This window comes from Acidovorax sp. GW835-FHT14G06 (assembly GCF_058793595.1).
In genome coordinates this window covers 82,425-108,473 of record NZ_JBXAGA010000010.1, presented here as the reverse complement: position 1 = coordinate 108,473, position 26,049 = coordinate 82,425, and the positions used below count along the sequence as shown (strand labels likewise).

Annotated in this window: 16 protein-coding genes and 1 pseudogene; 8 read left to right on the top strand and 9 right to left on the bottom strand. The window is 63.6% G+C overall.

Annotated features, from left to right (window positions below; all coding sequences use genetic code 11):
• Nucleotides 1-7 precede the first annotated feature (7 nt).
• Entirely contained in the window at nucleotides 8-1,441 is a 1,434-nt protein-coding gene (locus AC1Q64_RS18410) for a M16 family metallopeptidase (RefSeq protein WP_492252334.1), read from the bottom strand.
• A gap of 28 nt (nucleotides 1,442-1,469) precedes the next feature.
• Between AC1Q64_RS18410 and ftsY the strand changes: the two genes are divergently transcribed.
• The 5 genes from ftsY (at nucleotide 1,470) to AC1Q64_RS18385 (ending at nucleotide 12,694) form a co-directional block, all read left to right on the top strand.
• Nucleotides 1,470-2,897: a signal recognition particle-docking protein FtsY gene (gene ftsY, locus AC1Q64_RS18405; protein ID WP_492252333.1), complete on the top strand. Its 1,428-nt coding sequence runs from the start codon at nucleotides 1,470-1,472 to the stop codon at nucleotides 2,895-2,897.
• A gap of 119 nt (nucleotides 2,898-3,016) precedes the next feature.
• Nucleotides 3,017-5,665: an EAL domain-containing protein gene (locus AC1Q64_RS18400; RefSeq protein ID WP_492252332.1), complete on the top strand. Its 2,649-nt coding sequence runs from the start codon at nucleotides 3,017-3,019 to the stop codon at nucleotides 5,663-5,665.
• A gap of 530 nt (nucleotides 5,666-6,195) precedes the next feature.
• Nucleotides 6,196-7,194, top strand: a complete 999-nt coding sequence (locus AC1Q64_RS18395; protein ID WP_492252331.1) for a GGDEF domain-containing protein — start codon at nucleotides 6,196-6,198, stop codon at nucleotides 7,192-7,194.
• 498 nt (nucleotides 7,195-7,692) lie between these two features.
• Nucleotides 7,693-8,631, top strand: a complete 939-nt coding sequence (locus AC1Q64_RS18390) for an ABC transporter substrate-binding protein (RefSeq protein WP_291433854.1) — start codon at nucleotides 7,693-7,695, stop codon at nucleotides 8,629-8,631.
• 37 nt (nucleotides 8,632-8,668) lie between these two features.
• Nucleotides 8,669-12,694 carry a PAS domain-containing protein gene (locus tag AC1Q64_RS18385; protein ID WP_492252330.1) on the top strand — a complete coding sequence of 1,342 codons (4,026 nt, stop codon included), beginning with the start codon at nucleotides 8,669-8,671 and terminating at the stop codon, nucleotides 12,692-12,694.
• Nucleotides 12,695-13,635: 941 nt separating this feature from the next.
• Here the strand turns inward: AC1Q64_RS18385 and AC1Q64_RS18380 are convergent.
• Nucleotides 13,636-17,268: a bifunctional diguanylate cyclase/phosphodiesterase gene (locus AC1Q64_RS18380; RefSeq protein WP_492252329.1), complete on the bottom strand. Its 3,633-nt coding sequence runs from the start codon at nucleotides 17,266-17,268 to the stop codon at nucleotides 13,636-13,638.
• Between the two features lie 20 nt (nucleotides 17,269-17,288).
• Complete coding sequence (locus tag AC1Q64_RS18375) at nucleotides 17,289-18,107, bottom strand: alpha/beta fold hydrolase (protein WP_492252328.1); 819 nt, start codon at nucleotides 18,105-18,107, stop codon at nucleotides 17,289-17,291.
• A 150-nt stretch (nucleotides 18,108-18,257) separates the two neighbouring features.
• On the opposite strand from AC1Q64_RS18375, the pseudogene AC1Q64_RS18370 reads away from it, so the two are divergent.
• Nucleotides 18,258-18,495, top strand: a pseudogene (locus tag AC1Q64_RS18370) (electron transfer flavoprotein subunit alpha/FixB family protein); the annotation flags it as partial.
• A gap of 233 nt (nucleotides 18,496-18,728) precedes the next feature.
• Here the strand turns inward: AC1Q64_RS18370 and AC1Q64_RS18365 are convergent.
• Nucleotides 18,729-18,887, bottom strand: a complete 159-nt coding sequence (locus tag AC1Q64_RS18365; protein ID WP_492252327.1) for a hypothetical protein — start codon at nucleotides 18,885-18,887, stop codon at nucleotides 18,729-18,731.
• A 781-nt stretch (nucleotides 18,888-19,668) separates the two neighbouring features.
• Between AC1Q64_RS18365 and rpoH the strand changes: the two genes are divergently transcribed.
• Together rpoH and AC1Q64_RS18355 are read left to right on the top strand one after the other, a co-directional pair.
• Complete coding sequence (gene rpoH, locus AC1Q64_RS18360) at nucleotides 19,669-20,610, top strand: RNA polymerase sigma factor RpoH (protein ID WP_291433845.1); 942 nt, start codon at nucleotides 19,669-19,671, stop codon at nucleotides 20,608-20,610.
• A 114-nt stretch (nucleotides 20,611-20,724) separates the two neighbouring features.
• Nucleotides 20,725-21,762 (top strand): Bug family tripartite tricarboxylate transporter substrate binding protein, encoded by a 1,038-nt coding sequence (locus tag AC1Q64_RS18355; RefSeq protein ID WP_492252326.1) that lies wholly within the window; start codon nucleotides 20,725-20,727, stop codon nucleotides 21,760-21,762.
• 92 nt (nucleotides 21,763-21,854) lie between these two features.
• On the opposite strand, the gene AC1Q64_RS18350 is transcribed toward AC1Q64_RS18355, so the two are convergent.
• The 5 genes from AC1Q64_RS18350 to AC1Q64_RS18330 are packed head-to-tail and all read right to left on the bottom strand — an operon-like array spanning nucleotide 21,855 to nucleotide 26,037.
• Entirely contained in the window at nucleotides 21,855-22,469 is a 615-nt protein-coding gene (locus AC1Q64_RS18350) for an SCO family protein (RefSeq protein ID WP_492252325.1), read from the bottom strand.
• 5 nt (nucleotides 22,470-22,474) lie between these two features.
• Complete coding sequence (gene cyoE, locus AC1Q64_RS18345; protein ID WP_291433839.1) at nucleotides 22,475-23,377, bottom strand: heme o synthase; 903 nt, start codon at nucleotides 23,375-23,377, stop codon at nucleotides 22,475-22,477.
• Nucleotides 23,374-24,555 carry a COX15/CtaA family protein gene (locus tag AC1Q64_RS18340; RefSeq protein ID WP_492252324.1) on the bottom strand — a complete coding sequence of 394 codons (1,182 nt, stop codon included), beginning with the start codon at nucleotides 24,553-24,555 and terminating at the stop codon, nucleotides 23,374-23,376. The genes cyoE and AC1Q64_RS18340 overlap by 4 nt, the downstream gene beginning before the upstream one ends.
• Complete coding sequence (locus AC1Q64_RS18335; protein ID WP_492252323.1) at nucleotides 24,552-25,307, bottom strand: redox-active disulfide-containing membrane protein; 756 nt, start codon at nucleotides 25,305-25,307, stop codon at nucleotides 24,552-24,554. Before AC1Q64_RS18335 ends, AC1Q64_RS18340 begins: the two co-directional genes overlap by 4 nt.
• Nucleotides 25,249-26,037, bottom strand: a complete 789-nt coding sequence (locus AC1Q64_RS18330) for an SURF1 family protein (protein WP_492252322.1) — start codon at nucleotides 26,035-26,037, stop codon at nucleotides 25,249-25,251. Before AC1Q64_RS18330 ends, AC1Q64_RS18335 begins: the two co-directional genes overlap by 59 nt.
• Nucleotides 26,038-26,049 lie beyond the last annotated feature (12 nt).

Genomic DNA, 26,049 nt, shown 5'->3' with positions numbered 1-26,049 from the left:
GGCGGGTTCAGCGGATGGCAGCGCCGGCAGGCAGCTGGGGACGGGCGCGGGGGGCGTCCAGGGGCTGGGGCAGCAGCGTGGCCACGGTGAGCTGGTCGTCGCCAAAATACTTGGCGGCCACGGCCTGCACCTGCGCAGGAGTCACAGTGCGCAGCAGGGCCAGCAGGCGCTCGTTGGCATCCAGCGGAAAGTCCTGCACCCAGTTGCCACCCAGCTCCTGCGCCTGGCTCATCACCGAATCGCGCTCGTACACCGTGGAGGCGATCCACTGCGTCTTCACTCGGTTCAGCTCAGCCTCGCTCACCCCCTCCTTGGCCACCCGGGTCACCTCGGCGCGCAGTGCGTCTTCGACCTGCTGGGCGGTCTTGCCCGCAGCGGGCACGCCGCTGAGCATGAACAGGCTGGGGCCGCGCCCGGTGACCATGGCGGAGCTGCTGGCGCTGTCGGCCACGCGGTTGGGGCCCTGGGTCAACGCGCGGTCCAGCCGAGCACCGTCGTAGCCGTTGAACACGGCCGACAGCACCATCAGCGCGAGGGCATCGCGATCTTCGTCGGTGAGGTTGTCCACGCGGTCCAGGCTGGGCGCGCGGAAGGCCAGGGCCACATAAGCCTGTTCTGCCGGGGCCTTGACGGCGATGCGGCGCAGGCCCTTTTGCTCGGGCTCGGTGCGGGGCTTGCGCGCGGGCAGCGCATGCACGGGCAGGCTGCCGTAGTACTTCTCGGCCAGCGCACGCACCTGGGCCACGTCCACATCGCCCGCCACCACCACGGCGGCGTTGGTGGGGGTGTACCACTGGCGGTGGAAGGCGCGCACGTCATCGGGCGTCATCGCGTCCAGGTCGCTCATCCAGCCCACGATGGGGCGGCGGTAGGGCGATGCATTGAAGGTGGCGGCAAACAGCTGCTCGGCCAGCATGGCCCGGGGCTGGTCTTCGGTGCGCAGGCGGCGCTCTTCCTTGACGACCTCGATCTCTTTCTTGAACTCCTCGTCCGGCCAGTGGTTGTGGGCAAACCGGTCCGATTCGAGCTTCATCACATCTTCGAGCCGGTTGGACGGGATCTGCTGGTAGTAGCCGGTGTAGTCGCGGCTGGTGAAGGCGTTCTCCCGGCCGCCCAGCGCTGCCACGCGGCGCGAGAACTCGCCCGGTGGCAGGGTTTTGGTGCCCTTGAACATCATGTGCTCCAGCACATGGGCCACACCCGAGGTGCCATCCACCTCGTCCATGGAGCCCACACGCACCCAGACCATGTGCACCGCCGTCGGGGCGCGGCGGTCGGGCTGCACGATGAGCTGCATGCCGTTTTTGAGCGTGAACTGCTGCGCGCCAGAGGCCGTGGTGGACGGCGTGGTGGAGGGTTGAGACACCGGGGTGGTGGCCGCAAAGGCAGCCCCGGACGAGAGGCAGGCCAGCAGGCCCAGTAGGGTGAAAGCGCGTTTCATAGAATGGGGTGATTCTAAGAACCCGCCAATGTTCAGTTTTTTCAAGAAAAAGCCCGCTCCTTCGCCAGCCCCCGCCGATGCGCCCGCCCAGGCCCAGCCGGTAGGCGCACCGTCGCCCACCGTGGTTGCGCCCGCAGCGCCCCCCCTGCCCGCCACGCCGCCCGCGGCTACCCTCAACCCGCCAGCGCCCGCTACACCGGCTCCCGTGGCGGCGCCCGCCCCGGCAGGCTTTGGCTGGCTGCGCAACCCGTTTGGCAACAAAGCCCCTGAGCCCACTGCGCCGCCCCCCGCAGCACCAGCGCCCGTCACTTTGACCCCACCAGCGCCCGTGGCGATGCCACCGATAGCACCGGTTGTCACCCCACCGCCCCCTGCGGCACCGGCAGCCACAGCGCCCGCCGCTGCTCCAGTGGTTACAAACCCTGAATTGCCCTCCGTGGCGCCCCCGATTTCCGTTGCTGCACCTGCGCCGGTTGCGCCACCCACGCCCGTCACACCACCGCCTGCGCCAGTGACAGCACCCGCAACCTCGGCTGCGCCCCCTGCCCCGGCGCCTGAGCGCAAAGGCTGGCTGGATCGCCTGAAAGCCGGCCTGCGCAAGACTGGCAGCAGCATTGCCACCGTCTTTACCGGCACACAGATTGATGACGCGCTGTATGAGGAGCTGGAAGAGGCCCTGCTGATGGCCGACACCGGCGTGAAGGCCACCACGCACCTGCTGGCCGACCTCAAGCGCCGCGTCAAGGACAGCAAGACCACCGACCCCGCCGCCGTCAAGGGCCTGCTGGCCGATGCGCTGGCAGAACTGCTGCGCCCGCTCGAAAAAGCCCTGGTGATTGGCGAGCACACCCCCACCGTGATCATGGTGGCCGGCGTGAACGGCGCGGGCAAGACCACCTCCATCGGCAAGCTCACCAAGCACCTCGCGGGTGAAGGCGCCGCCGTGCTGCTGGCGGCGGCCGACACCTTCCGGGCCGCTGCGCGCGAGCAGCTGGGTGTGTGGGCCGACCGCAACACGGTCGAGATCGTGAGCCAGGAAGGTGGCGACCCCGCCGCCGTGAGCTTTGATGCCGTGACCGCCGGCAAGGCGCGCGGCAAGGACGTGGTGCTGGTGGACACCGCCGGCCGCCTGCCCACGCAGCTGCACCTGATGGAAGAGCTGAAAAAGATCCGCCGCGTGGTCACTAAGGCCGATGCCACCGCCCCGCACGAGGTGCTGCTGGTGATCGACGGCAACACCGGCCAGAACGCGCTGGCCCAGGTGCGCGCGTTTGACGATGCGCTGCAGCTCACCGGCCTGATCGTCACCAAACTTGACGGCACGGCCAAGGGCGGCGTGCTGGCCGCCATTGCACAGGAGCGCCCCATTCCGGTGTATTTCATCGGCGTGGGTGAAAAGCTCGAAGACCTGGAAACCTTCAATGCCCGCGAGTTCGCTCAGGCGTTGCTGAGCTGATCGGGCAGGCTTCGGCCCTGCACCCACCGAGCAATGGCCCCATCCGGGGCCATTTACACGTTTACGGATCGCAACGTTTCCCCCATCATGGGCTTTCCCCTGGAATTGCACGGAGGCCCATGTTCATTGAGCTGGTCAAAGGCGTTGCGCTGCTGCTGGCGCTGTGCTTTCTGCACGGGTTCAACATCCGCGTCTGGCGCAAGCACCCGTGGGTGGGCCAGGTCTTTTCGGGGCTGATCTTCGGCGGCATCTGCGTGGTGGGCATGCTCACCCCGGTGGTGCTGATGCCGGGCGTGATCTTCGACGCACGCTCGGTGGTGCTCAGCATGGCGGGCCTGTTCGGCGGCCCGCTGGTGGCGGGCATTGCTGCGCTGATGGCAGCCACCGGCCGTCTGTGGCTGGGTGGCGCGGGCGCCGAGGTGGGGCTGATGGTGATCGTGCTGTGCACCGCGCTGGGGCTGGTGTACCGCGAAGGCCGCGCCCGTGGGCGGCTGGGGGTGGAGCCCATCCCCCTTGCGCTGTTCGGGCTGCTGCTGCACATGGCTGTGATCGCCCTGTTTCAGCTGCTGCCTGCCGAGGCCGTGCAGCGCATCAACCAGACGCTGGCCCTGCCCTATCTGCTGACCTTCACCCCCGCTACCGTGGTGCTGGGTTTGCTGCTGCACGACGTGGAGCAGCGCATGGCCACCGAGCACGCGCTGACTGGCACGGCAGCACGCCTGCATGCCATCACGAAGGCCATTCCCGATGTGCTGCTGGTGCTCGACGCCCAAGGCCGGTATGTAGAGGTGCTCTCCCCCAACGACGCCGCGCTGGTCGCCAGCGCCCCGGTGCTTGTGGGCAAGCGGTTGCAGGATGTGCTGCCCGCCGAGCAGGCCGAACGGTTCATGGCGCTCATCCAGGAAACGCTGCAGTCTGGCCAGACCCACAGCGTGGAATACGAGATGCAGACCCTGTCTGGACTGCGCCAGTTTGAAGGGCGCACCCAGCCCCTGGGCGTGCAGGTGGGCGGCCAGGCAGCCGTGGTGTTCCTGGCCCGCGACATCACCGAGCGCAAGCAGGCTGAAAGTGCGCTGCGCGAGTCCGAGCTGCGCTTTCGCTCGCTGCTGCGCAACATCCCGTCCATCTCGGTGCAAGGCTACCTGCAGGACGGCACCACCAGCTACTGGAACCAGGCGTCCGAGCAGCTGTACGGCTACACGGCCGAAGAAGCCCTGGGCGGCAACCTGCTCAACCTCATCATCCCGCCGCCCATGCGCGACGGCGTGCGGGCACACATGCAGCACATGTTCGCCACCGGCGAGGTGATCCCGGCGGGCGAGCTGCAACTGCAGCGCAAGGACGGCACGCCGGTGCATGTGTTCTCCAGCCATGCCTACATCCAGGTGCCGGGGCACCCGCCCGAGATGTTCTGCATCGACATCGACATCTCGGGCCGCAAGGCCGCAGAGGACGAAGCGCGCTACTTGGCCTTCTACGACGCCCTCACGCAACTGCCCAACCGCCGCCTGCTGGTGGACCGGCTGCAGCAGGTGCTGGTCAACGGCGCCCGATCGGGCCTGACCACGGCCGTGCTGTTTGTGGACCTGGACAACTTCAAGACCTTGAACGACACCCGGGGCCACGAGGTGGGCGACCTGCTGCTCAAGGATGTCGCCCGGCGCCTGCGCAGTTGTGTGCGCGAGCAGGACACCGTGGCCCGATTGGGAGGTGACGAGTTTGTGGTGGTGCTGCAGAACCTGAGCAGCGACGCTCCCGAGGCTGCCGCACAGGCGCGCACGCTGGGCGAGCTGATCTTGGCGCAGCTGCGCCAGCCGTATGAACTGGCAGGGCACGAGCACCACTTCACAGGCAGCATTGGCGTGACGCTGCTCAACCACCAGCGCGACTCGGTGGACGAGGTGCTCAAACAGGCTGACATGGCCATGTACCGTGCCAAGGACGCCGGGCGCAACACGCTGCGCTTTTTTGACCCCGACATGCAGCAAGCCGTGAACCGCCGCGCCCTCCTGGAGACCGAGCTGCACAACGGCCTGCGGCGCGCGCAATTCCTGTTGCTGTACCAGCCGCAGGTGGACAGCCAGGGGCGCGTGACCGGCGCCGAGGCCCTGGTGCGCTGGCAGCACCCGGTCCAGGGCATGGTGCCGCCGTCGGAGTTCATCCCGCTGGCCGAAGAATCGGGCCTCATCCTGCCGCTGGGCCACTGGGTCATGGAAACCGCCCTGCGCCAGCAGGCCTGCTGGCAGCAAGACCCGCTGTTTGCACACCTGAGCCTGGCCATCAACGTGAGCGCACGCCAGTTTCTGCAAGACGACTTTGTGGCCCAGGTGCTGGCACTGGTGCGGCAGACTGGCGCCAACCCCGCACAGATCAAGCTGGAGCTGACCGAAAGCCTGCTGCTGGACAACGTGGACAGCGTGATCGCCACCATGAGCGCCCTCAAGGCCCATGGCCTGGGGTTTTCGCTGGATGACTTTGGCACGGGCTACTCGTCGCTCAGCTACCTCAAGCGCCTGCCGCTGGACCAGATCAAGATCGACCAGGGCTTTGTGCGCGACGTGCTGCTGGACGCAAGCGATGCCGCCATCGCCCGCTCCATCATTGCACTGGCTGGCAGCCTGGGCCTGTCCGTGATCGCCGAGGGGGTGGAGACCACCGCCCACCACCAGTTTCTGCTGGCCCATGGCTGCCGGGCCTTCCAGGGCTACCTGTTTGGCCGCCCGCTGACGCTGGAAGACTTTGAAAGCCAGGTGCGGCAGGGCATCTAGCGCGGGTTGATGCCGTCACCGCTCTGCCCATCGTGCAACGGGCAACGGGCAACGGGCAACGGGCGGCAAGCAGCAAGCAACAGGGGAAAAGGCAGGATTCAAGTGCTGGGTCCAGGACGTCGATATCTCTTGGTGGAAACCGTGGAGGTGTCTCATGAATGTTGCAGCGGGCACCGGTCTGACCAGATCTGTACACATGTGCCGACTGCGGCGTGACCGCTCAGGACGGCTTTGAACAATCACCACCACGCCATTTGCAGCAGGCAACCGATGGTCAATGCCAGATCGGCGCGGATGGTCAGTTTGACGCTGGCGCCAACAGCCGGTGGGTCAAGCGCCACTGATCTCGGGGCATGGGTTCGCTCGGCTGTCTGAAAGGGTAAACAGTCCTTGCGGATGGCGAAGTGAATAAGCTATCGTGTAAACAACCGGCCGCCGGGTGGAGAGCATGGCAGCGGCGAAGAGCCTGGTGCGTGGCATATGCAGTGGCCGAGCCCGGCAAAACCGATCAAGATGGAGTTCAGACATCCATGCGTCCTTCGCTGCTGCTGGTTGACGACGACCCGACGCTGATTCATCTGATGGGTCGGCTACTGGGTGATCTGGGGCGCATACGCTTTGCCACCAGCGGCGAGGCCGCGCTGCGGCAGGCGCATGCGGAGCGCCCCGACCTGATCCTGCTGGACGCCGAGATGCCCGGCATGAACGGCTTTGACACCTGCGTCGCGCTCAAGGCCGCACCGGACTTGAGCGACGTGCCAGTGATCTTCGTGACATCACACACCGACCTCGATCATGAAATGCTGGGCTTCAGCGTGGGCGCTGCCGACTTCATCCACAAGCCTGTGAGCGAACACATCCTGCGCGCGCGTGTTACCGCCCACTTGCGTCTCAAGCAGCTGTCTGATGAATTGCGCCGCATGGCCAACACCGATGCGCTGACCGAGCTGCCCAACCGCCGCGCGTTCGACGCGGCGTTGGCGCGGGAATGGGCGTGCTCGCTGCGGGACACACAGCCGCTGTGCTGCCTCATGGTGGATGTCGACCACTTCAAGGCCTATAACGAGCGTTACGGCCATCCGGCCGGCGACACGTGCTTGAATGACGTCGCGCAGGCGCTCCGTGGAGCCTTATTGCGCCCAACGGAGATGGTAGCCCGGTACAGCGGCGAAAAGTTCGCCGTGCTGCTGCCCAACACCACCCGGGACGGTGGCTGTCTCGTAGCTGAGCGCCTGCTCCAGGCCGTACTCGAGCTTCACTTGCCCCATGAGGGGGGAGTCGCAGACGGCATTGTCTCGGTCAGCATTGGTGTTGCCTCTTCGGAAGAATCGTGGGAGCAGCAAGGCAACGCAGCCGCTGGGGAGCCAGACAGCGCCGACCTGATGCGACGCGCCGACCGTGCGCTGTACCTTGCCAAACAGCATGGCAGGGCCAGGGCACGGACGATCGAACCGCCGCCGGAGTCCGTCTCACCGCAATCAGGCGAACGCCTGCACGCGACTCTCGATTCCCCGGCGCGCCATTCATGAAGATATCGGACAGAGACCTCCGCGTTGGATTGTTCTGCCAGCCTGCATGCATGCAGGCGGGCTTGGCCGCGGTCTATTGCGGCCACTTAGTAGAGTCCGGCCTGCGCGGCATCGTTGTGCCCCAGAGCGGGCTTCCCACACTGGCGCAGGTCAAGCGCTATACGAGAACGAGAAGCAGCCAGGTCGACAAGAAATTCTCCAGCGCCTGCGCCTTTGGCGTAATCTAGTGCGTAGTGCCAGTCGATGTGTCGGCGTTCACGGACACTGTGCGGGTCGATGGTGATCCGCCGACGGTGATACGTCAGGCGCGGCAGACTCGGCAGACGGCGGCGTGCCTCTACAGGCAGGTCCGAACAGGTGCAGTTTTAAGGCCACTGCGGCGCGGGCCGGGCGCAGGAGCCCGACCATAAACGTTCACAAGGAGCAGAGGCTTTGCGAACTTCAAATCGACTGAGTCAGGGAAGAGGACCGCACAGGTTCTGGTTTGCGGTGTGCTGGGTGGGACTGACGCTGTTCGCCGGTGCCAGCCGGGCTGCGACGCTGACGCTGGCAGTGGCCAACATCCCCTACTCGGCCCCGGTGCTCATTGCTGAGGCCGAGGGATACTTCGCGGCCGAGGGCCTGGCCCTGAACATCAAGCACTACCCGGTCGGGCGGATCTGCCTGGAAGCGCTGCTGGCCGGCGAGGCGCACTTCGCCACCGTGGCCGACACGCCCATCATGCTGGCCGGCTTCACCCGGCGCGACTTCGGCATCCTGGCCACCACCACCGTGTCAGGGCGCGAGAACCAGATCGTGGTGCGCACCGACCGCAGCATCACTCAACCCACCGACCTGCAGGGCAAGCGGCTGGGAGTCCTCCCAGGCACCAGCAGCCACTACTTTGCCGACACCTTCATGCTCTTCCACGGGGTGAAGCTCGACAACGTGACGGAGCAGCCCCTGGAGCCCAAGGACCCTGTCGGCCCCCTCGCGCGTGGCGAGGTGGATGCAGCGGCGCTGTTCAGCACCCATGTCACGGAGGCGCTGCATCGGCTGGGGCCGCAGGCCAGGGTGATGCCCGGCCCTGCGTTCTTCAGCGTTACCTTCAACATTGTCAGCCGCCCAGCCAGCCAGGGTGTCAGCGACGATGATGCCATCAAGCTGCTGCGGGCCGTGCAGCGCGCCACGGTCCTGCTGCAGCGCGAACCCGAGCGCGCCCGTGCCATCGTGGCCAAGGCGCTCAAGGTTTCTGTGGAGGACCTGTCAAAGACCTGGGACGGCTTCGAGTTCAGGTTGCAGCTGTCGCAGTCACTGATCACCACGCTGGAGGCCGAGGCCCGCTGGGCGCTGCGCAGACGGCTGGTGCCGGCGGGCGAGGTACCCGACTACCTGGACCTGGTGCGCACCGAACCGCTGAAGAAGCTCGCCCCACGCGCGGTGAACCTTATCAAGTGAGCCGAGCTTGCAAGTCCGCCGTCTGATGTTGTGGGGCATGACACTGGCCTTCGTGCTGGTGGTCATGCATCAAGTCGCCGCCGAGTTGCTGGAACGGCAGCACGAACGCATCGATACCGTGCAGCTGGAAGTCGGCAGGGTCTCGCGCGACGCTGCCGGTCTGCTGGTTCTGACGCAGGACTATCTGCTGCACGGACATGCACGGGCGCGGCGGCAGTGGCATGCCGTGCACACCGAGCTGACCCAGACCCTGCACGTACTCGACGGCCCCGTATTGGGCCTTAAGGACGACATCGACGATTTGGTGGGCGTGAGCGAAGGCCTGCCGCCCCTCTTTGCTGCACTTGAATCGTCGGCCGGAGCGGGCGCCGCCGATTCCGATGGCGGGCGGCGACAGATGCTGTCCGACCACCTGGTGGCTGAAACGCGCCGCATCAGCGACGGGGCCTTCGACCTGGCGGGCCGACTGATCGAAATGCGTAGCCAACAACAGCGCCGGCTGCGCATCGCGACGTTGGTCGCGAATGCTTCGCTGGCCGCGCTGCTGTCAGGTTTGGTGGCCGTGGTGATGCGGCGCGTCCTGCGGCCGATGCGCACGCTGCAAGACACAGCGCGCCGCATTGAGGCCGGCGATCTGCAGGCCCGCAGCGCCTACCTGGCGCGGGATGAGTTCGGCTCGCTTTCTCAAAGCTTCGACGCCATGATCCAGTCCCTGCAGGACCGCCAGGCGGCGCTGGAAGCCACCCGCCGAGACCTTCGCACCGTGCTCGACGCTGTGCCCTCGATGATCGGCTACTGGGACCGAAACCTCGACAACCGCGTCGCCAATCAGGCCTACCACACTTGGTTCGGTGTCGATCCAGGCACCCTACCCGGGCGCAATATGCGCGACCTGCTGGGCCCGGCGCTGTTCGAGGCCAACCGCCCGTTCGTCGAGGCCGCGCTGCGCGGTGAGAAGCAGACCTTCGAGCGCTCTATTCCGCGTCCAAACGGGCAGGGTCTGCGCCACTCGCTGGCCCATTACCTGCCCGACCACCAGGGTGACGAGGTAAAGGGCTTCTACGTCATCGTTCATGACGTCACCGAGCTGAACGAGGGCCGCCTGCAACTGGCAGCCGCACTGCGCGAGAACGAGGCCTTGCTGGTGGCGATCCAGAATTACGCCATCTTCTCCGAAATGGGCCCGGACGGTCGCTTCATCACGGTCAACGACAACGTCTGCCAGCTCACCGGGTTCTCGCGTGAGGAGCTGCTCGGGCAGACCTACGCCGTGCACCAGCCCCAGCTCGGATCGGGCGACTTCAACAGCGAGATCTGGCCTGCGTTGCGCGCCGGCCGGGCCTGGCAAGGTGAGATCGGTGGCGTCGCAAAGAATGGCAGCGTGTACTGGACCTACGCGGTGATGGTGCCCGTGAAGGACGCAGACGGCTCGATTCGGAAGTACGTGTCGATCCGCACCGACATCACGGCGCAGAAGCACCTCGCGCAGGAAGTCCAGCGCAGCAACGAGCGCTTCGAGCTGGCAGCCGGCGCCGCAGGCATCGGCGTGTGGGACTACGACGTTGTCGCCCGTACCCTGGTCTGGGATGACCAGATGTATGCGTTGTACGGGCGCCATCGCTCGGGCGGGCGCGAGCCCTACACGCTGTGGAGCGACAGCGTTCACCCCGAAGACAGGGCCAGCAGCGAGAAGGCACTGCAGGACGCCATCGACGGGCGTGCCGACTTCGAGCTCCAGTTCCGCGTGATTCGTCTCGACGGTGAGGAGAGATATCTGAAGGCCATGGCCCGTGTCGTGCGGGACGCCGACGGTCGACCGCTGCGCATGATCGGCGTCAACTTCGACGTGACCGAAAGGCTGCGAGCCGAAGCCGCGCTGCAGGCCAATGAAAGCCTGCTGCGGAGCGTCGGCGGCATGGCTCTGGTGGGCGGCTGGCGTGTTGACCTTCGGGCTGGCCAGTTGCACTGGAGCGAGCAGACGCGCGCCATCCACGAAGTGCCGGCCGACTTCGAGCCGACGCTGGACACAGCCATCAACTTCTACGCGCCTGAGAGCCGCCCGGTGATCACCGATGCCGTGAACCGGGCGATCGCCAGCGGCCAAGGCTGGGACCTGGAGTTGCGCCTGATCACCTATACCGGACGAACGGTTTGGGTACGGTCAATGGGCGAGGTGGAATTGGACGCCCACAGCAAGCCGGTGCAACTGGTCGGGGCCTTTCAGGACATCAGCGAGCAACGCCGAACAGACGACCTGCTGCGCGCGGCAACGGCTGCGGCTGAGGCCGCCAGCGAAGCCAAGAGTGCCTTCCTGGCCAACATGAGTCACGAGATCCGCACGCCGCTGAACGCGGTGATTGGGCTGGCACACCTGCTACAGCGCACGCTGCTGAGCACCGAGCAGGCGCCCTATGTTCAGAACATCCTGCTGTCGGGCAAGGCGCTGCTGGGCATCGTCAACGATGTGCTGGACCTGTCCAAGATCGAGGCTGGCGAGATGGGACTGGAGCGCACGACCTTCAGCCTGCGCGACGTGAGCTCGTCGCTGCAGGCGGTCTTCGAGGAGCATGCCCGCAACAAGGGCCTGGCCCTGGCGGTGACCCCTGATGCCACGCTGCCGGATGCCTTGCTGGGCGACCCCACACGGCTGCGCCAGATCCTGGTCAACCTGTTGGGCAATGCGATCAAATTCACCGCACACGGTCAGGTCGCGCTGAGCGTCCAGGCGCTGGTGGCGCCGGTCGGCCAGTGCCGCTTACGCTTTGAGGTGCGAGACACCGGCGTGGGCATCGCCGCGGATGTGCTACCCAGGCTTTTCGCTCCCTTCTCGCAAGCCGATGCGTCCACCACGCGACGCTTTGGCGGCACGGGGCTGGGCCTGTCGATCACCAAGCACCTGGTCGAGTTGATGGGCGGACAGATAGGCGTGCACAGCACGCCGGGCCAGGGCAGCTGTTTCTGGGTGGAGTTGCCTTTCGAGTTGGGCGACGCCGCTGAGTTCGCGAGTGCAGCGCAAGTGGGTATCGACGGCCCGCGCCTTCAGGGAGTGCGCCTGCTGCTGGTGGACGACAGCGACATCAACCTGCAGGTCGCTGGGCGTTTGCTGGAACTCGAAGGCGCTCTGGTGCAGCCCGCACGCGACGGCGCCGAGGCGTTGCGCTGGGTGGAGGAGCGCGCTGACTTCGATATCGTACTGATGGACGTGCAGATGCCCGTCATGGACGGGCTGGAGGCGACGCGCCGCATCCGCGCCTTGCCCGAGCGTGCCGGGCTACCCGTCGTGGCGCTGACTGCGGGCAATACTGACAGCGAACACCGGCGCGCACGCGAAGCTGGGATGCAGGACATCCTGTCCAAGCCTATTGACCCGGAGCTGCTGGTGCAGGGCGTGCGACGGCTGATCGGCCGCGCGCCCGTCGGCCCCGTAGTCGCCCAGGTGGCGAGCGACTCCCAGGGCTGGCCGCAGATCAAGGGCATCGATGCCGAGGATTCAAGCCGACGCCTGGCGGGCGACGTGAAGCTCTTGCGCAGCATGCTGCAACGCATGCTCGCGCTGTGCGAGGAATGCCTGGACGCACCGGCAACGGCGCCCGAGCAGCGCCAGGCAATGGCGGCACTGATGCACAAGCTCAAGGGCAGCGCGGCCACGCTGGGGGCCAAGGAGATCGCCGCTCTGGCGGGGCAGGTGGAGGTAGCCTGCCGTCAGGATCAGACCGAAGCGGTAGCGCCTCTGCTCGCCCGGCTCGCGGAGGCAACCGCGCAAGTGCGGGCTGCCTCGGCCGACTGGCTGCGGGTGCCGGCGGAGCCGCTACTGATGAAAGCTGGCGCGCCGCCGCTAGACCCACAGCGCGTTGTCGAACTCGTGCGTGCGCTGCAGGATGCCAACCTGAGCGGGCTGGACTTGTTCGAGAAGCTGGCGCCTTTGCTGCGCCCCTTGTTCGACGCACTGACCTTTCAGCGCCTCCAAGGACATGTGGAGAACCTCGAGTTCGACCAGGCTGTTTCTATTCTCAGTGGCGGCATTGGCGGTTTGGATTTGGTAGGTCCTACCAAAGCAAAATAGGTCCCTATTGCGCCAATCACCGTGTAGGGCGATGACCGGGGGTGCCCACTTGAGTTCATGGGATGACAGGGGTTGAACAAATGACGACCCATGGCGCCTAGGATTTTGCGGGACAGAAGCTGTTGAATTTCTAAACGCACCTGTTGTGCACCATGCAGACCGATCAAGGCGCTGGCGCTGCTAGCGCGGGTTGTTGATTTGCATGCAACCGCAACCCACCATTTCCATCTCGATCTGACCCACCCTGGTTCGTGAGCTGGATGCTCACGTGGTGGATAAGTTCTTGGCTTTCTTCTACCTCTTGGGGGTCTGTGGTGGTTGCGGTGCAGATACCTTCTTGAACCGGACGCTGTCATTGCCGATTGCCGGAATATGGAAGTGAATCAAATAGTTACGCGACATTGCCGTACCCAATAAGTTCAAAACCCGGGTGGAATCGACACACATGTCGATATGCGCTGGGTGTTGGACTGCCGAACTCGAGAAATCAACGACTTGGAACAACACGGGGGGCCTACCTTTGTACTTTTTATTCCTTCAGTGTTGTACTTTCCCGGGCGTTTCTCACTGAGTCTTGTATTTTTTTCAGCCGGGCTGCTTGGCGCGCCATCAGCTCAGGATCTTTCTACTCAGGGCCGCACTTAAACGCTTGACGCAAAGAACAGCGTTTTGGCCAAGCGGCGACTACAGGCTGAAAGCAGTCGCTTATCCCGTCTTCGGCAGAAGTCTTCTCATGACGAGAGCAGCATTGATCTTCGAGTCAGCACGAGTCTCTCAGAGCAAGATCTGACAGGGGCGACTAGGCTAAAGAAGAATCCGCCCGCGCTCTGTGCGGGATATATGGGGTGCCTGGGGGCGTTTTGCATCTCTCGTCATCCCCGCATCGGCGGCTAAGCGCTGGTCGCTGTCCACGGGCTCGTGGCGGTTGGGCGATGGATGCCTTACAAGGCAGTCGCCCCGGCCCTGGTCGCAATCTCTGTCAAGCGGTTGATGGGCTCGGGACGGTGCTCTAGGTATCCCTGCGCGTAGTCCACCCCCATCTCCTTCAGGCGCTCCAGAACTTCTAGGCTTTCAACAAATTCAGCCACTGTTTCCAATCCCATCAGTCTCGCGACATCGGCGAAGCAGCGAACCGCCGCTTCGTCCAGGGGATTGCTGAGGAGAGTTCGAATGAACTGCCCGTCGATCTTGAGGTAGTCAACGGGCAGGGCTTTGAGATACCCGAACGACGATGCGCCAGCACCGAAGTCGTCAAGCGCGACTTTCACTCCAGCTGAACGAACATGGCCGATGAAGATTGCCGCGTCCGCAAGGTTAGTGACAGCTGCCGTTTCGGTGATTTCGAGGCAAAGCCTGGAACATGCCGTTGCACCTGATGCAGAAAATAATTCGAGTGCCCATGCATGAAAGGCCCTGTCGCCCACGGACTGGCCCGAGAGGTTGACGCTGAGGCTGTCGATGGCCTCGGGCTCCTCCAAGCCTTGCAGCCACCGGACCGCGTTTTGTAGAACCCAGCGGTCAATGCGCGACGCCAGATGAAAGCGTTCGGCTGCAGGAAGGAACACTCCGGGCTGCACCAACGATCCATCATCGTTTCTCAGGCGCAGCAAAACCTCGGCGTGAATGCCCGGTGGTTGTTTTTTTAGGCAATGGATGCGCTGCGCAAACAGCACAAAGCAATCGTTGTCCAGCGCGTGCTGAATCCGGGTTGTCCACTGCATTTCATGATTTCTTTCGCGCATGGTGACGTCAGTCTCAAACCAGGCGTGGACGCGATTTCTACCCGCCTCTTTGGCTGCATAGCACGATGCATCGGCGGCCTGTTGTACAACGGATGCATTGGCCCACCGCTTGTCCAGCGGAACGAGGCCAATGCTGGTACCGATGCGGAAACGTCTCTCCCCATGAACGAACCGAAAATCATTCATGCGATCGCAGATCTTCTGGGCAACCCGACTAGCCTGCTCCATGGTGCAGTTTTCAAGAATGATGGCAAATTCGTCACCCCCCAGGCGTGCAAGGGTGTCGCGCGCTCGGATCGATTCCGCCAGCAGCTTGCTGACCTGCTGCAACAACTGATCACCGATGGCGTGACCGCACGCGTCATTCACCACTTTGAACTGGTCCAGATCAATGTAAAACAGCGCATGGCTGCTGTCGTTTTCCTCAGCATGGCGCAGCGTTCTAAGCAATCGCGACTCGAATTCCGCGCGGTTCACAAGACCTGTCAGCGAATCGTGCGTGGCCCGATATGTCATCTCGCCACTGAGCCTACGCTGCTCACTGACATCATGGAAGACGAGAACGACGCCTAGCATTTCGCCCTGTGGGCCGCGTATCGGCGCCGCAGAGTCCTGGATTCCGTATTCAGTGCCGTCTCGCGCTATGAGCATGGTTTTGGGTGCCAGGCCTACCGTCCTGCCTTCGGCCAGGCACGCTGCAACCGGGTCTGGTGCGAGCTCGCGCGTTTCTTCATTGATGATGTGAAATACCTGCGGCAAGGGGCGTCCGATCGACTCCGAAGACAGCCACCCAGTCATTCGCTCGGCCACCGGATTGAGCCAGCTGACCAGCCCATCGGCATTCGTGGTGATGACGGCGTCTCCAATCGACTGGAGTGTGACCCTCATCAGTTCATGCTGCTGCGCCAGTTCGGCGCTGAGCCGCAGCATGGCATCGTCACGGCGTTTTCTCTCTGAAATGTCGATGTGGATACCGAACACCCACTCGGGCCTGCCGTCGGCTGTGCGTGTGATGAGACGCCCTCGGTCTTCGACCCAAATCCAGGAGCCGTCCCGATGGCGCAAGCGCAGTTCGGACACGTAGGCATCGCTGCGCCCTGCGAAATGCTCTCGCAGCAGCTGCTGAGTCTGGGGCAGTTCGTCCGGGTGGGCGATATCCGCGCGGTACTGATTCGTTATGACCCCCAGTTCTTCGATGGTCCAGCCGATGATCTCCGCCCAGCGAGGGTTGACGATCACCTCGCCGGTTCGGACGTTCCATTCCCAGGTGCCTGCATTGGTACCCTCTATCAGATTGCGCAAACGCTCATGCTCCCTCTGGAGCTCGCGTTCTGCGCGCCTGCGAAGCGTCACATCCTCGAAGACGGCCAGACTGCGCGCTGGCTGGCCTTGTGCGTCTCGCTCCAGAATTGCTGAGAGCAGCACGTCGATGATTTCTCCGCTGCTCGCGATCATTTGGTAGGGCACTGCGTCACATCGGCCCGTCGCGAAAAAGCCCGGAAGTACTTCCTCTTTGGCGCGTCTACGGGATTCTTCGGTGAGGAAGTCTGAAGACAGTCTGCCAATGACGTTGTCCCGACGGTATCCAAGGCAAGCAAGCCACGCATCGCTCACGTGCAGAAGTCGGCCTTGGGCATCAATCGAGTGCAGCATGGCAGGCGTGGTCTCGTACATCGCCTGCAGCCGACCCTGCGCAACCACTAGTGCCAGCTCTTGCTCTCGCCGCTGCGTGGTTTCCTGAATCGTACCGCGCAGGCCACCGATGCTCCCTGACGCCTCGCGCACAGCTTCGCCGCGCGCCTCCACCCAGCCTGGGCGGCCATCGGGTCGCCAGTAGCGCAGATCCAGGATGTAGTCCTCGCCAGTGCGCAGCGCATTGAGTACCCGCTCAGCGAGCTTGGCGTAGTCTTCCTGCTGGTATATGCGAGATTGCTCTTCAAAACTGGGGGCTGGAGCCTGCGGGTCGCAGCCAAGAATCGAGTACATCTGTGGAGACCAAGTGACCACATCTCCCTCGACTTGCCAGCTCCAGCTGCCCGTTTGGCCGAGCCTCTGGGCTTCTTCCAGTGCCAACTGCGTTGTCTTGAGTGCCGTAACGTCACTGACATTGACGAAGAAGCCAAGTACCTCGCTGCCTGCGATATCGGGGACGTAGTGCGCCAGGACGTGGCGGCGACTTCCATCTACATTGGTCACTGCACGTTCGAAATTCTGTTCGTGTCCCGCGAGCGCCGCATGGGCGTATTCCTCGTTCCATTCAACGATGCGTTCGCCCAGCAGCTCTTCGCGCGACATGCCGATCAACTCGTGCGGGTGCCTGCCGAACCATTGCGCGTAGGCATGGTTGGCGAAGCGGCAGCGAAGATCCTTGCCCCAGTAAGCCACCATGCTTGGGATCGCGTCAGTGATGGCGCGAATAAAGCGCTGGCTTTCGCCGAGCGCCAGGCCCGCCGACTCTGCCAGGTTGCGCTGTTCAATGAGTTCAACCTCGAAGCGGTGGCGCTCGTGCGTGGAAACAAGGCTCCAAAAATAGGCGGGAGCACCCTGGTATTCCCCCCGGCGACTATTGAGCAGCACAGGCACGCGGTTTGTGTCGCAACCGCTGACTTGAAGATGGATTTCGCTGACCTGCCCGTCCCGAAGCAAGGTGGGCCAGATATGGGTCTGCAAGAAGATTCTGCTGGCTGGCGGCAGCAGTTCATCGAACAACGCCCCGATGCGATCCTTTCGTGCCCCTCCTGCAAGCGCGAGAAGTGCCGCGTTGACGTCCAGAAGGCGACCCGCTTCGTTCGTGACGACCACCGCGCAGGGCAATTGGTCCAGAAGACTCATGGAAGCGGCCTGCGATTGCTTCAGGCGACGACGCAAGCGTGATCAAGGTAGTCACGCATGGCATTGATCACGAGGGCTGGGTTGCTCATATGCGCGCAATGGCCGGCAACGTCGAGCACTTGCAGTGTGCTGTCCGGCAGATGTGCATGCAGATACTCCCCGACGGAAAGGGGTGCCAAAGTATCGCTGCGGTGTTGCAATAGCAGTGATGGCCGCGAGACTTTGGCAAGGTCAGCCCGGTTGTCCGCGAAGAATGTGGCCCTGGCGAACACCTTTGCAACTACCGGGTCCGTCGAACAAAAACTGTTTGTCAGCGTGCTGGTGACGTCGCCGGCTCCTGCATTCCCCGCAACCACCGGCGCCAGGTAGTTGGCCCATCCCATGTAGTTCTGATCCATCAGCGCCAGCAGACCTTCCAGGTCGTCACGCTCGAAGCCCCCCGCGTAGCCGGGCGGGTCATTCAGAAAGCATGGAGACGGGCCCAGCAAAATCAGCCGGTCAAACAGCGAAGGCCGCTCGATGGATGCGAGCATGCCGATGCTGCAGCTGACGGAATGGCCTACAAAGGTCACCCCTTCGCTGAGGCCAAGGGCATCGCACACTTCCAGGACATCCAGCGCGTAGCCCCGAAGATCGGCATACCGCAGCCGGTCAAACGCCGCGCGGTCCGAGCCGCCGCTGCCCACATAGTCGAACAGCACTTGGCGGTGCGTAGCTCTGAACGCAGGTGTCATCAAGCCCCACATATCTTGATTGCACCCAAAGCCGTGCGCGTACATGAGCACAGGGCCTTCATCGCCCAGAACTTTGACATTGTTTCGCTTCAAAACGCTGCTCATGACGCATCTCCTCGGGTTGATACGGTATCAGGGCAAACAGGTTCCTGCCATTTCGCAGGTTGCCATGAACTATAGCGACGCAGGTGCTGCTTGACCGGGTGAGATGGGCGGTGACGCGGCCAAACCCCGCGTTTGACAATAGTTTGCAGTTCGGCTGTGAATCCGGGTGCAACGCCGTCTCACTGGTGTGAGACGGGCAAGATCGTGGTGTCCTGGCTATTTGTGATGGCCGGTAACTCGGGTGCGATCCAGCACTTGGCAGGCATGAAGGACTCCAAAGTGATCGTAGCGATCAACAAGGCCCCAGAGGCGCCGATCTTCAGCACGGGCCGACTATGAGTTGGACGCTGATCTGTTCTCCGTTGAGCCAGAACTGGCAGCGCCGCTCCGGTATAGCCCAGTGCATCTGCTGGTAACAGCCCCAAGGTATCGCAGGCAATGCCATTTCTATCGGACCAGCGTCGGGCAAAGGCCGCTGTGCGCCTCATAGCGTCAGTTCGTCAATCCGATATCGGTGGTGGCAATTGCTACAAAACTGCCTTTGGCTGAGGCGAAGCCACAGGCAGCAGTGTGCCGATGGACACCTGGCCCCGGTCCCCTCCAGCTGCCTGCTTCAAAGACCTACGGAGGGTTGCCCGACACCGCTACATAGCAGCAGCTCAACTTCTCCCTCAGGTCTGGTTGGGCATCGGGGTTGGACAAGCCTGTAGTTCCATCGCATGCGACCTGGTTTTGCCGACAGGAGTCGGGCCAACGTTCCAGATCGTCATCTAGAGCCATCCACTGCCGGGGCTTTTAGCGCTGAGCGTCTTCTTGAGCCTGCCCCCCCCGGGGGGGGGCGGAACATGGACAGGTTCCAAGGATCCACGCCATGCACACGCCTGTGGTACGTACCCGCAAATAAACCGGGCACGCAAAGAGGCAGAAAGGCGTTTGAGGGGCGCGCTGTACCCGGGACGGATGCACCAGGTGCTACTCAGTACCATGGTGACTGCTAGGTGGGTGAGAGCAACGACTCCAGGATAGGAACCTATTCGACCAGGGAACGTCCTGCAGCCTCACTAGGGCATCATGTAGATGCCTTTGCGGGGATGACCTCACCTACGCGACCGATTGGAGGGGCGCCGCTGCTCCCAGTTCTTAGGCCCACATCGATAGGGGCGAATATCTCACCAACTTCTTCCTACTGATCAGGCAGAAATAGTTAGCACACACTTGCAAACAATGTGCTTTCAACTGCTGGCTAAGCCGCATTGCGACGCAACCAACGCACGACCCGCTGCTCAAAGGGGTGGGGCCAGATTCCTGAAATCCGCCGAAAAACAGGCACGGAAGATTGATGAAACGTCATCAAGAACAAATTTCCCTTTACAAATCAAATAGTTACGCGATTTTTTGCACCCAAAAAATACAAAACTCAATGAGAAAAATACAAAACTCGAGTGGAATCGACAACAAATATTGTCAAACGGTGTCCATGGGCAACCTGACGGGAACTCCGGGCTTAGCACTCAATCAGAGAGAGTGCTAATATCATGGCTTAGAGGAAAGGATTCCCGGAATGAACATTCAATCTGGAACCGCGACGATGTCTCTGGCGCCCGCCAACCCTTGGGCGCTGGTGCCCCCCTTGGGCAATCTGGACGCCTACATTTCGGCCGTCAACCGCCTGCCTCTGCTCACGCACGAAGAAGAGCAGACCTACGCACGCCAGCTCAAGGAAAACAACGATCTGGACGCCGCCGGCCGGCTGGTGATGTCGCACCTGCGCCTCGTGGTTTCGATTGCACGCCAGTACCTGGGCTACGGACTGCCCCATGGCGACCTGATCCAGGAAGGCAATGTGGGCCTGATGAAGGCCGTCAAGCGCTTCGACCCCGATCAGGGCGTGCGCCTGGTGAGCTACGCCATGCACTGGATCAAGGCCGAGATCCACGAATACATCCTGAAGAACTGGCGCATGGTCAAGGTAGCGACCACCAAAGCGCAGCGCAAGCTGTTCTTCAACCTGCGCTCCATGAAGCAGGGCTTCAAGGCAGACGCCTCGGCCGCCGATGCCGCCACGCACCGCGACACCCTGTCTGACCATGAGATCGACGCCGTGGCCGCGCAGCTCAACGTGAAGCGCGAAGAAGTCATCGAAATGGAAACCCGCATGGCGGGCGGCGATGTGCTGCTGGACCCAGCCCCGTCCGACGATGGAGAGCAGGCATTTGGACCCATCGCCTACCTGGCAGATGCGTCGCACGAACCCACAGCCATGATCGAGTCGCGCCAGCGAGACACCTTGGCCACCGACGGCATTGCCAACGCGCTCGCCAGCTTGGACGACCGGAGCCGCCGCATCGTGGAAGAGCGCTGGCTCAAGGTCAACGACGACGGCAGTGGCGGTATGACGCTGCACGACCTGGCGGCTGTCTACGGCGTGAGCGCTGAGCGCATTCGCCAGATTGAGGTGGCTGCCATGAAGAAGATGAAAAAGGCGCTGGCCGAATACGCCTGAGCGCATTGGACGGCGGGGTTAATATCCCCGGCTGCAGAAGTTGCCTCGCGGGGCCCCAGTTCTGGGGCCCCGTGTCGTTTGGGCCCCGAATATTCCTCAAGGAGATTGCTCCCTATGCCATCACGTTCCGCCTTTCCTGGCCGTGTTTCCCGCCGTGCTTCGCTGCTGATTGCGCTGGCTGCTGCATCCCCCTGGGCGCTGGCGCAGAACGCCGGCAAGCCCGCCACAGCGCCCGCGCCGCTGGCTTGGCCCACCAAGCCCCTGAAGATCATCGTGGGCTTCCCGGCCGGCTCTTCCCCCGACCTGACGGCACGCACGTTCTCGGAACCCCTGTCCAAGGCTTTGGGCCAGCCCGTCATTGTGGACAACAAGGTAGGTGCGGGCGGCAACATCGGTGCCGACGCAGTGGCCAAGGCCCGTGACGATCACACCATCGGGCTGATGATCAACGGCAACATGACAATTGCCAAACTGCTGAACCCGGCCGTGCCGTATGACCCGATCAAGGATCTGGCACCACTCAGCCTGATCGGCACCTCGCCGCTGATCCTGACCGCACCCGTCAACCAGCCCGGCGTGGCCGCCAACAGCAGTGCCCGCGACTTCTTCGTGGCAGCACGCAATGGTGGTGACAAGTGGAGCTACGGCACGCCAGGCGTGGGCACGGTGGGCCACATCGGCACCGAGCTGCTCAAGGCGCGCAGCAACATCAACCCCGTGCATGTGCCCTACCCTGGCTATCCGCAGGTGGCCAACGCGATGCTGGGCGGCCAGCTGCAGATGGCGCTGCTGCCCCCGGCGCTGGCGCAGGCCCAGGTGCGTGCGGGCAAGCTGCGCGCGATCGGCGTGACCTCCTCCGGGCGCAGCCCGCTGGCACCCGAGGTGCCGAGCCTGGCCGAGGCAGGCATCAGCAACTTCAACCTGGAAATCTGGAACGCCTTCGCAGCGCCTTCCACCATGCCCAAGCCCATCCAGGCCAAGCTGGCCGCGCTGATCAGCGAGATCGCCCGCAGCGAAGACGTGCGCAGCAAGCTGTTTCAGCAGGGGTGGCAGACGGTGGGCTCGTCTCCCGAAGGCTTGGCCAACCGCATCAAGGCCGACACCAATCTGCTGGGCGGCGTGATTGCGATGCGGGGCATCAAGGCCGAATAAGGCCCAAGAGCATCAACTCATGCGGGGCCGCACAGTGCCTCGCATAACGGCGGCCTGACACAGGCCCCGGGTCACTCAGGGGCTGGAGGGGCTCAGCCCCCGGCCTCGGCCAACAACACCTTCACATCGGCCGCCAGGGCCTGTGCGCCGCTGCCATAGCGGTTGTAGACCCGCAGGCGCCCTGAGGGGTCGTACACGTAGCTACCTGCAGAGTGGTCCATGGTGTAGCTGGTGGGCGTCTTGCCATCGACTTTCTTGTAATAGATCTTGAAGTCCTTGGCGACGGCGGCCAGCTGCTCGGGTGTGCCGTATAGCGCCAAAAAACTCGGATCGAAGTTGCCCATGTAGGCCTTTAGCACCTCGGGCGTATCTCGCTCCGGGTCCACCGTCACAAAAACGCCCTGCAGTCGGTCGCCGTCCTTGCCCAGCATCTGCTTGACCTCGGCCAGCTCCTGCATCGACGTGGGGCATACGTCGGGGCATTGGGTGTAGCCGAAGAACACCACCACCACCTTGCCTGCAAAGTCCTTGATGTGGCGCGGCTGGCCGTTGTGGTCGGTCAGCGGAATGTCGCGGGCATATTCGGCGCCGGTCACATCCACCCCCCGAAACTCGGCCTTTTTCTCGGAACATGCGCCCAGGAGGCCTGTAGCGCATAAAGATATTGCACTAGCAGCTATCAATTTAAGAGCGTTTCGTTTCTGCATGGAGATCACAGCACATAGTGGTCCACCAGCAGTGCAGCAAACAGCACGCTCAGGTGGATGAGGGAAAAGCGGAAGGTCTTGCGGGCCAGGGCGTCCGAATAGTTGCGCCACAAGGCGAACGCGTACCCACAAAAACCCAGGCTCAACAGAATGGCCGCAGCCAGATAGATCCAGGAACTCATGCCGTAGATGAACGGCATCATGCACCCGGCCAGCAGGATCAGTGTGTATAGAAAGACCTGCAACCGCGTGAACTCATTGCCATGCGTGACGGGCAGCATCGGCAAGCCGGACTTGCGGTAGTCCTCCACCCGGTACAGGGCCAGCGCCCAGAAGTGCGGTGGGGTCCACAAAAAGATGATGAGGAAGAGGATGAGCGCCTCGGGCCCCACGTCGTTGGTCATGGCTGCCCAGCCCAGTACCGGTGGCATGGCCCCGGAGGCGCCGCCAATCACGATATTCTGGGGTGTCAGGGGCTTGAGGATCACGGTGTAGACCACCGCGTAACCCACAAAGGTCGCAAACGTCAGCCACATGGTCAGCGGGTTGATCCACACATACAGCAGCGCGGAGCCTGCGGCACACAGCACGGCCGAGAACAGCAGGGTCTGCGCGTTGGACAGCTCACCCTTGGCCGTGGGGCGCCAGGCGGTACGCTTCATCTTGGCGTCGATGCCTTGCTCGACGATGCAGTTGAACGCGGCGGCAGCCCCCGCCACCAGCCACACGCCCAGGCTGGCCAGAGCCATGTGGCCCAGTTGCGCAGCGTTGGGCAGACCGGGCACGGCCAGCACCATGCCGATCAGCGCACAAAAGACGATGAGCTGAACCACGCGGGGCTTGGTCAGCGCATAAAACTGCTGAAACCGCGAAGGCGGCGCAGCAACGGCGGAGGGGGCAACACTCATGCAGATACTCTCGATGCGCCCGTGGGCGCGGAAAACTCTCGGGGCGCGGGTGCCACGCGGCTGGACACCAAGGCCCAGGTCAACACCACCACCAGGGCTGCAGCCCCACCGGTGTGCAATACCGCTGCAACCAGAGGCCAGTCCAGCACCACGTTGGACAAGCCCGTCACCAGTTGCAGCAAAGCCAGCCCGGCGAGCCAACGCGCCTGCGCGGGCAATACGCCACTGCGGTGAAAACGCCAGGCCACCAAGCCCAGAGCAAGCAGCACCACGTAGGCCATCAGGCGGTGCACATAGTGAATGGCAGTGAGCGCAGCAAAGCTGATGTGACTGCCATCTTGCAACATGCCCAGCTTGCGCCAGATTTGAAACCCTTGCGCGAAGTCCATGGTGGGCCACCAACTGCCCTGGCACATGGGGAAGGTGGTGCACGCCAACACCGCGTAATTGGTGCTGACCCAGCCGCCCAGTACGACCTGAAGGGCCAGCAGCAGCCCGGTCCCCACCAGCCCCCAGCGCAGAGCGGGTGAAACGCCCACCGGTATGCGCCCCTGGGCACTGTGGGTATGGCGTACTGCCTGCACACACAACAGGGCCAGCAGCACCAGGCCACCGATCAGGTGCAGGGTGACGATGGCGGGAAAGAGCTTCATGGTCACCGTGAGTGCACCAAACGCACCCTGCAGACACACCCACAACAAGGTCACCGTGGGCCACCAGGGGCTGAGCGGTGGCTCTTGTCCGCCATCGCGCCGGGCACGTCGTTGTTGCACCCAGGAGGCTATGGTCAGCACAATGATCAAGACCCCCACGCCCGTGGCGAGATAGCGGTGGATCATCTCGATCCAGGCCTTCCCATGGGTCACCGGGCCGGAGGGCATGGCCTCCTGGGCGGCCGCGATTTCCGCACGGGCGCCCACTGGACTGGCACTGCCGTAGCAGCCAGGCCAATCGGGGCAGCCCAGCCCCGAGTCGGTCAGGCGCGTGAAGGCGCCGAACAGCACCAGATCAAACGTGAGGAACAGCGTCAGCACGGTGAGCGCCTGCAGGCGCCGCATGGGCGAACTGCGGCGGTTACGCACCCACACCCAGGTGAGCGGCCCCAGCGCAATCACCAGGCCCAGCAGCATCAGCTCCAGTACCGGTGCGAGGTCGTACAGCGGTTGCATGTCGGTCATGGCTTGCCCGGACGCCCCGGCTCATCCCACGACGACGAAGCGCGCAGCAGTCGTTCCACGTCACGCTTGGCCCTGGCGGCGCCGCTGGTGTCCATGGCGGCCGGAAAGCGCATCATCCAGTTGCCCATCGGGTCCACCACGTAAAGATGATCCGCCAGCTGCTGGCCTGGGGCGGGCTCCAGCCAGGCCTTGAGCGCATCAGGGTCCACCCGCAACACGGTCGCTTGTTGCAGGGCAGGCGCCAGGGCGGCTGGTGGCTGGGCGTTGTCGTTGATCAGCCAGATCCAGTCCATACGGTCTTTTTCCTTCCCCAAGCTCTCGCGCAACTGGCGCTGCAGATACAAATGCTTCTGGCAGGCCGGGTCGCAGTCGCCCCCTGCCACGCTCACCAGCAACCACTGGCCCTTGAGGGACTCCAACCGGGCGGCCCCGCCACCGAGCGTGGAGGCGGTGAGCGCTGGCAACGTACGCTGGGGGTTGATCAGCTCGCCGTAATTGCGCCGTCCCTCGGGACGGATCACGTAGTAAGTGAAGTACGAGGCGACCACCGGCGCAGCGCAGATCAGCAGCACGCCGAGCATCTTCCAGCGCCCATGGCGCGCACGTTGCGCGTTGACGACCGCGTCCCCCGCCTCGGGCAGGGTGTGCACGGTCAGCCCCAGCGGGTGCTCCGCACGGGCACCTGCCTGGGAATCAGGCGGCAGGCTGGCTGCGCGGGCGAATGAACCGTCGGACGATTTGGAACCAGACATAAAGAAGTGCTATCAGGCCACAGAGCCCGAACCATTGAAATGCGTAACCATAGTGTTTTTCGACGCCTGCGCCGACCACAGGCCAGTCGCGCTGCAGGCCATCGCCCGCGTCGCCCACTGTGCCTGTCTGCAACACCGTAAGGGGGGCGAACGCCAGACCGGTTTCGGTGCGGAACGCTGCCAAGTCAAGATTTTGCCGGATGCGAGAAGACCCCTGTACGCTATCGCCCCCCTGGAACTCGTACAGCCGGGAAGGCGCGAGGGCCACCCGGCCTTGTATGCGCACTTCGGCGTCAGCCGTCGTGTTCACCAACGGCAACTGCGAGCGGTCCTGAAAATTGCGTGCCACCCATCCACGCTGCACCAGCACCACCCCAGCGCCCGCCCCAGAGAGCTGCAGCGGAGTCAGCACAAAGAAGCCAGGACGCCCCTGCATCTGCCGGTTGTCCAGATACACCGTGTGTTCGGGCAACCAGCGCCCCTGCAGCGCCACAGCGCGGTGTACCAAGGCCTGTTGCGCCTCAGGCGTTGCGCTGGCAGGCTCTGTCAGCGTTCGCCCATCGATGGCTGGCAGAGTGGCACGGGCATCCAGCATCGCCTGTAGCGACTCCTTCTGGGCAGCACGCGACAGTTGCCAGCGCCCCAATGAGGCCGTGACCAGCATGCCCACCACAGCAGCCAGGGTAATCAGCCAAAAACGCAGGTCCACAGAACGGCGAAGGGGGGTCACAGGATAATGCGC

Coding starts and splice junctions, on each gene's coding strand:
- AC1Q64_RS18335 (WP_492252323.1), bottom strand. CDS start 25,307: ATGTCTGGTTCCAAATCGTCCGACGGTTCATTCGCCCGCGCAGCCAGC.
- rpoH (WP_291433845.1), top strand. CDS start 19,669: ATGAACATTCAATCTGGAACCGCGACGATGTCTCTGGCGCCCGCCAAC.
- AC1Q64_RS18340 (WP_492252324.1), bottom strand. CDS start 24,555: ATGACCGACATGCAACCGCTGTACGACCTCGCACCGGTACTGGAGCTG.
- AC1Q64_RS18410 (WP_492252334.1), bottom strand. CDS start 1,441: ATGAAACGCGCTTTCACCCTACTGGGCCTGCTGGCCTGCCTCTCGTCC.
- AC1Q64_RS18350 (WP_492252325.1), bottom strand. CDS start 22,469: ATGCAGAAACGAAACGCTCTTAAATTGATAGCTGCTAGTGCAATATCT.
- AC1Q64_RS18355 (WP_492252326.1), top strand. CDS start 20,725: ATGCCATCACGTTCCGCCTTTCCTGGCCGTGTTTCCCGCCGTGCTTCG.
- AC1Q64_RS18375 (WP_492252328.1), bottom strand. CDS start 18,107: ATGAGCAGCGTTTTGAAGCGAAACAATGTCAAAGTTCTGGGCGATGAA.
- ftsY (WP_492252333.1), top strand. CDS start 1,470: ATGTTCAGTTTTTTCAAGAAAAAGCCCGCTCCTTCGCCAGCCCCCGCC.
- AC1Q64_RS18365 (WP_492252327.1), bottom strand. CDS start 18,887: ATGGCTCTAGATGACGATCTGGAACGTTGGCCCGACTCCTGTCGGCAA.
- cyoE (WP_291433839.1), bottom strand. CDS start 23,377: ATGAGTGTTGCCCCCTCCGCCGTTGCTGCGCCGCCTTCGCGGTTTCAG.
- AC1Q64_RS18380 (WP_492252329.1), bottom strand. CDS start 17,268: ATGAGTCTTCTGGACCAATTGCCCTGCGCGGTGGTCGTCACGAACGAA.
- AC1Q64_RS18400 (WP_492252332.1), top strand. CDS start 3,017: ATGTTCATTGAGCTGGTCAAAGGCGTTGCGCTGCTGCTGGCGCTGTGC.
- AC1Q64_RS18395 (WP_492252331.1), top strand. CDS start 6,196: ATGCGTCCTTCGCTGCTGCTGGTTGACGACGACCCGACGCTGATTCAT.
- AC1Q64_RS18385 (WP_492252330.1), top strand. CDS start 8,669: ATGACACTGGCCTTCGTGCTGGTGGTCATGCATCAAGTCGCCGCCGAG.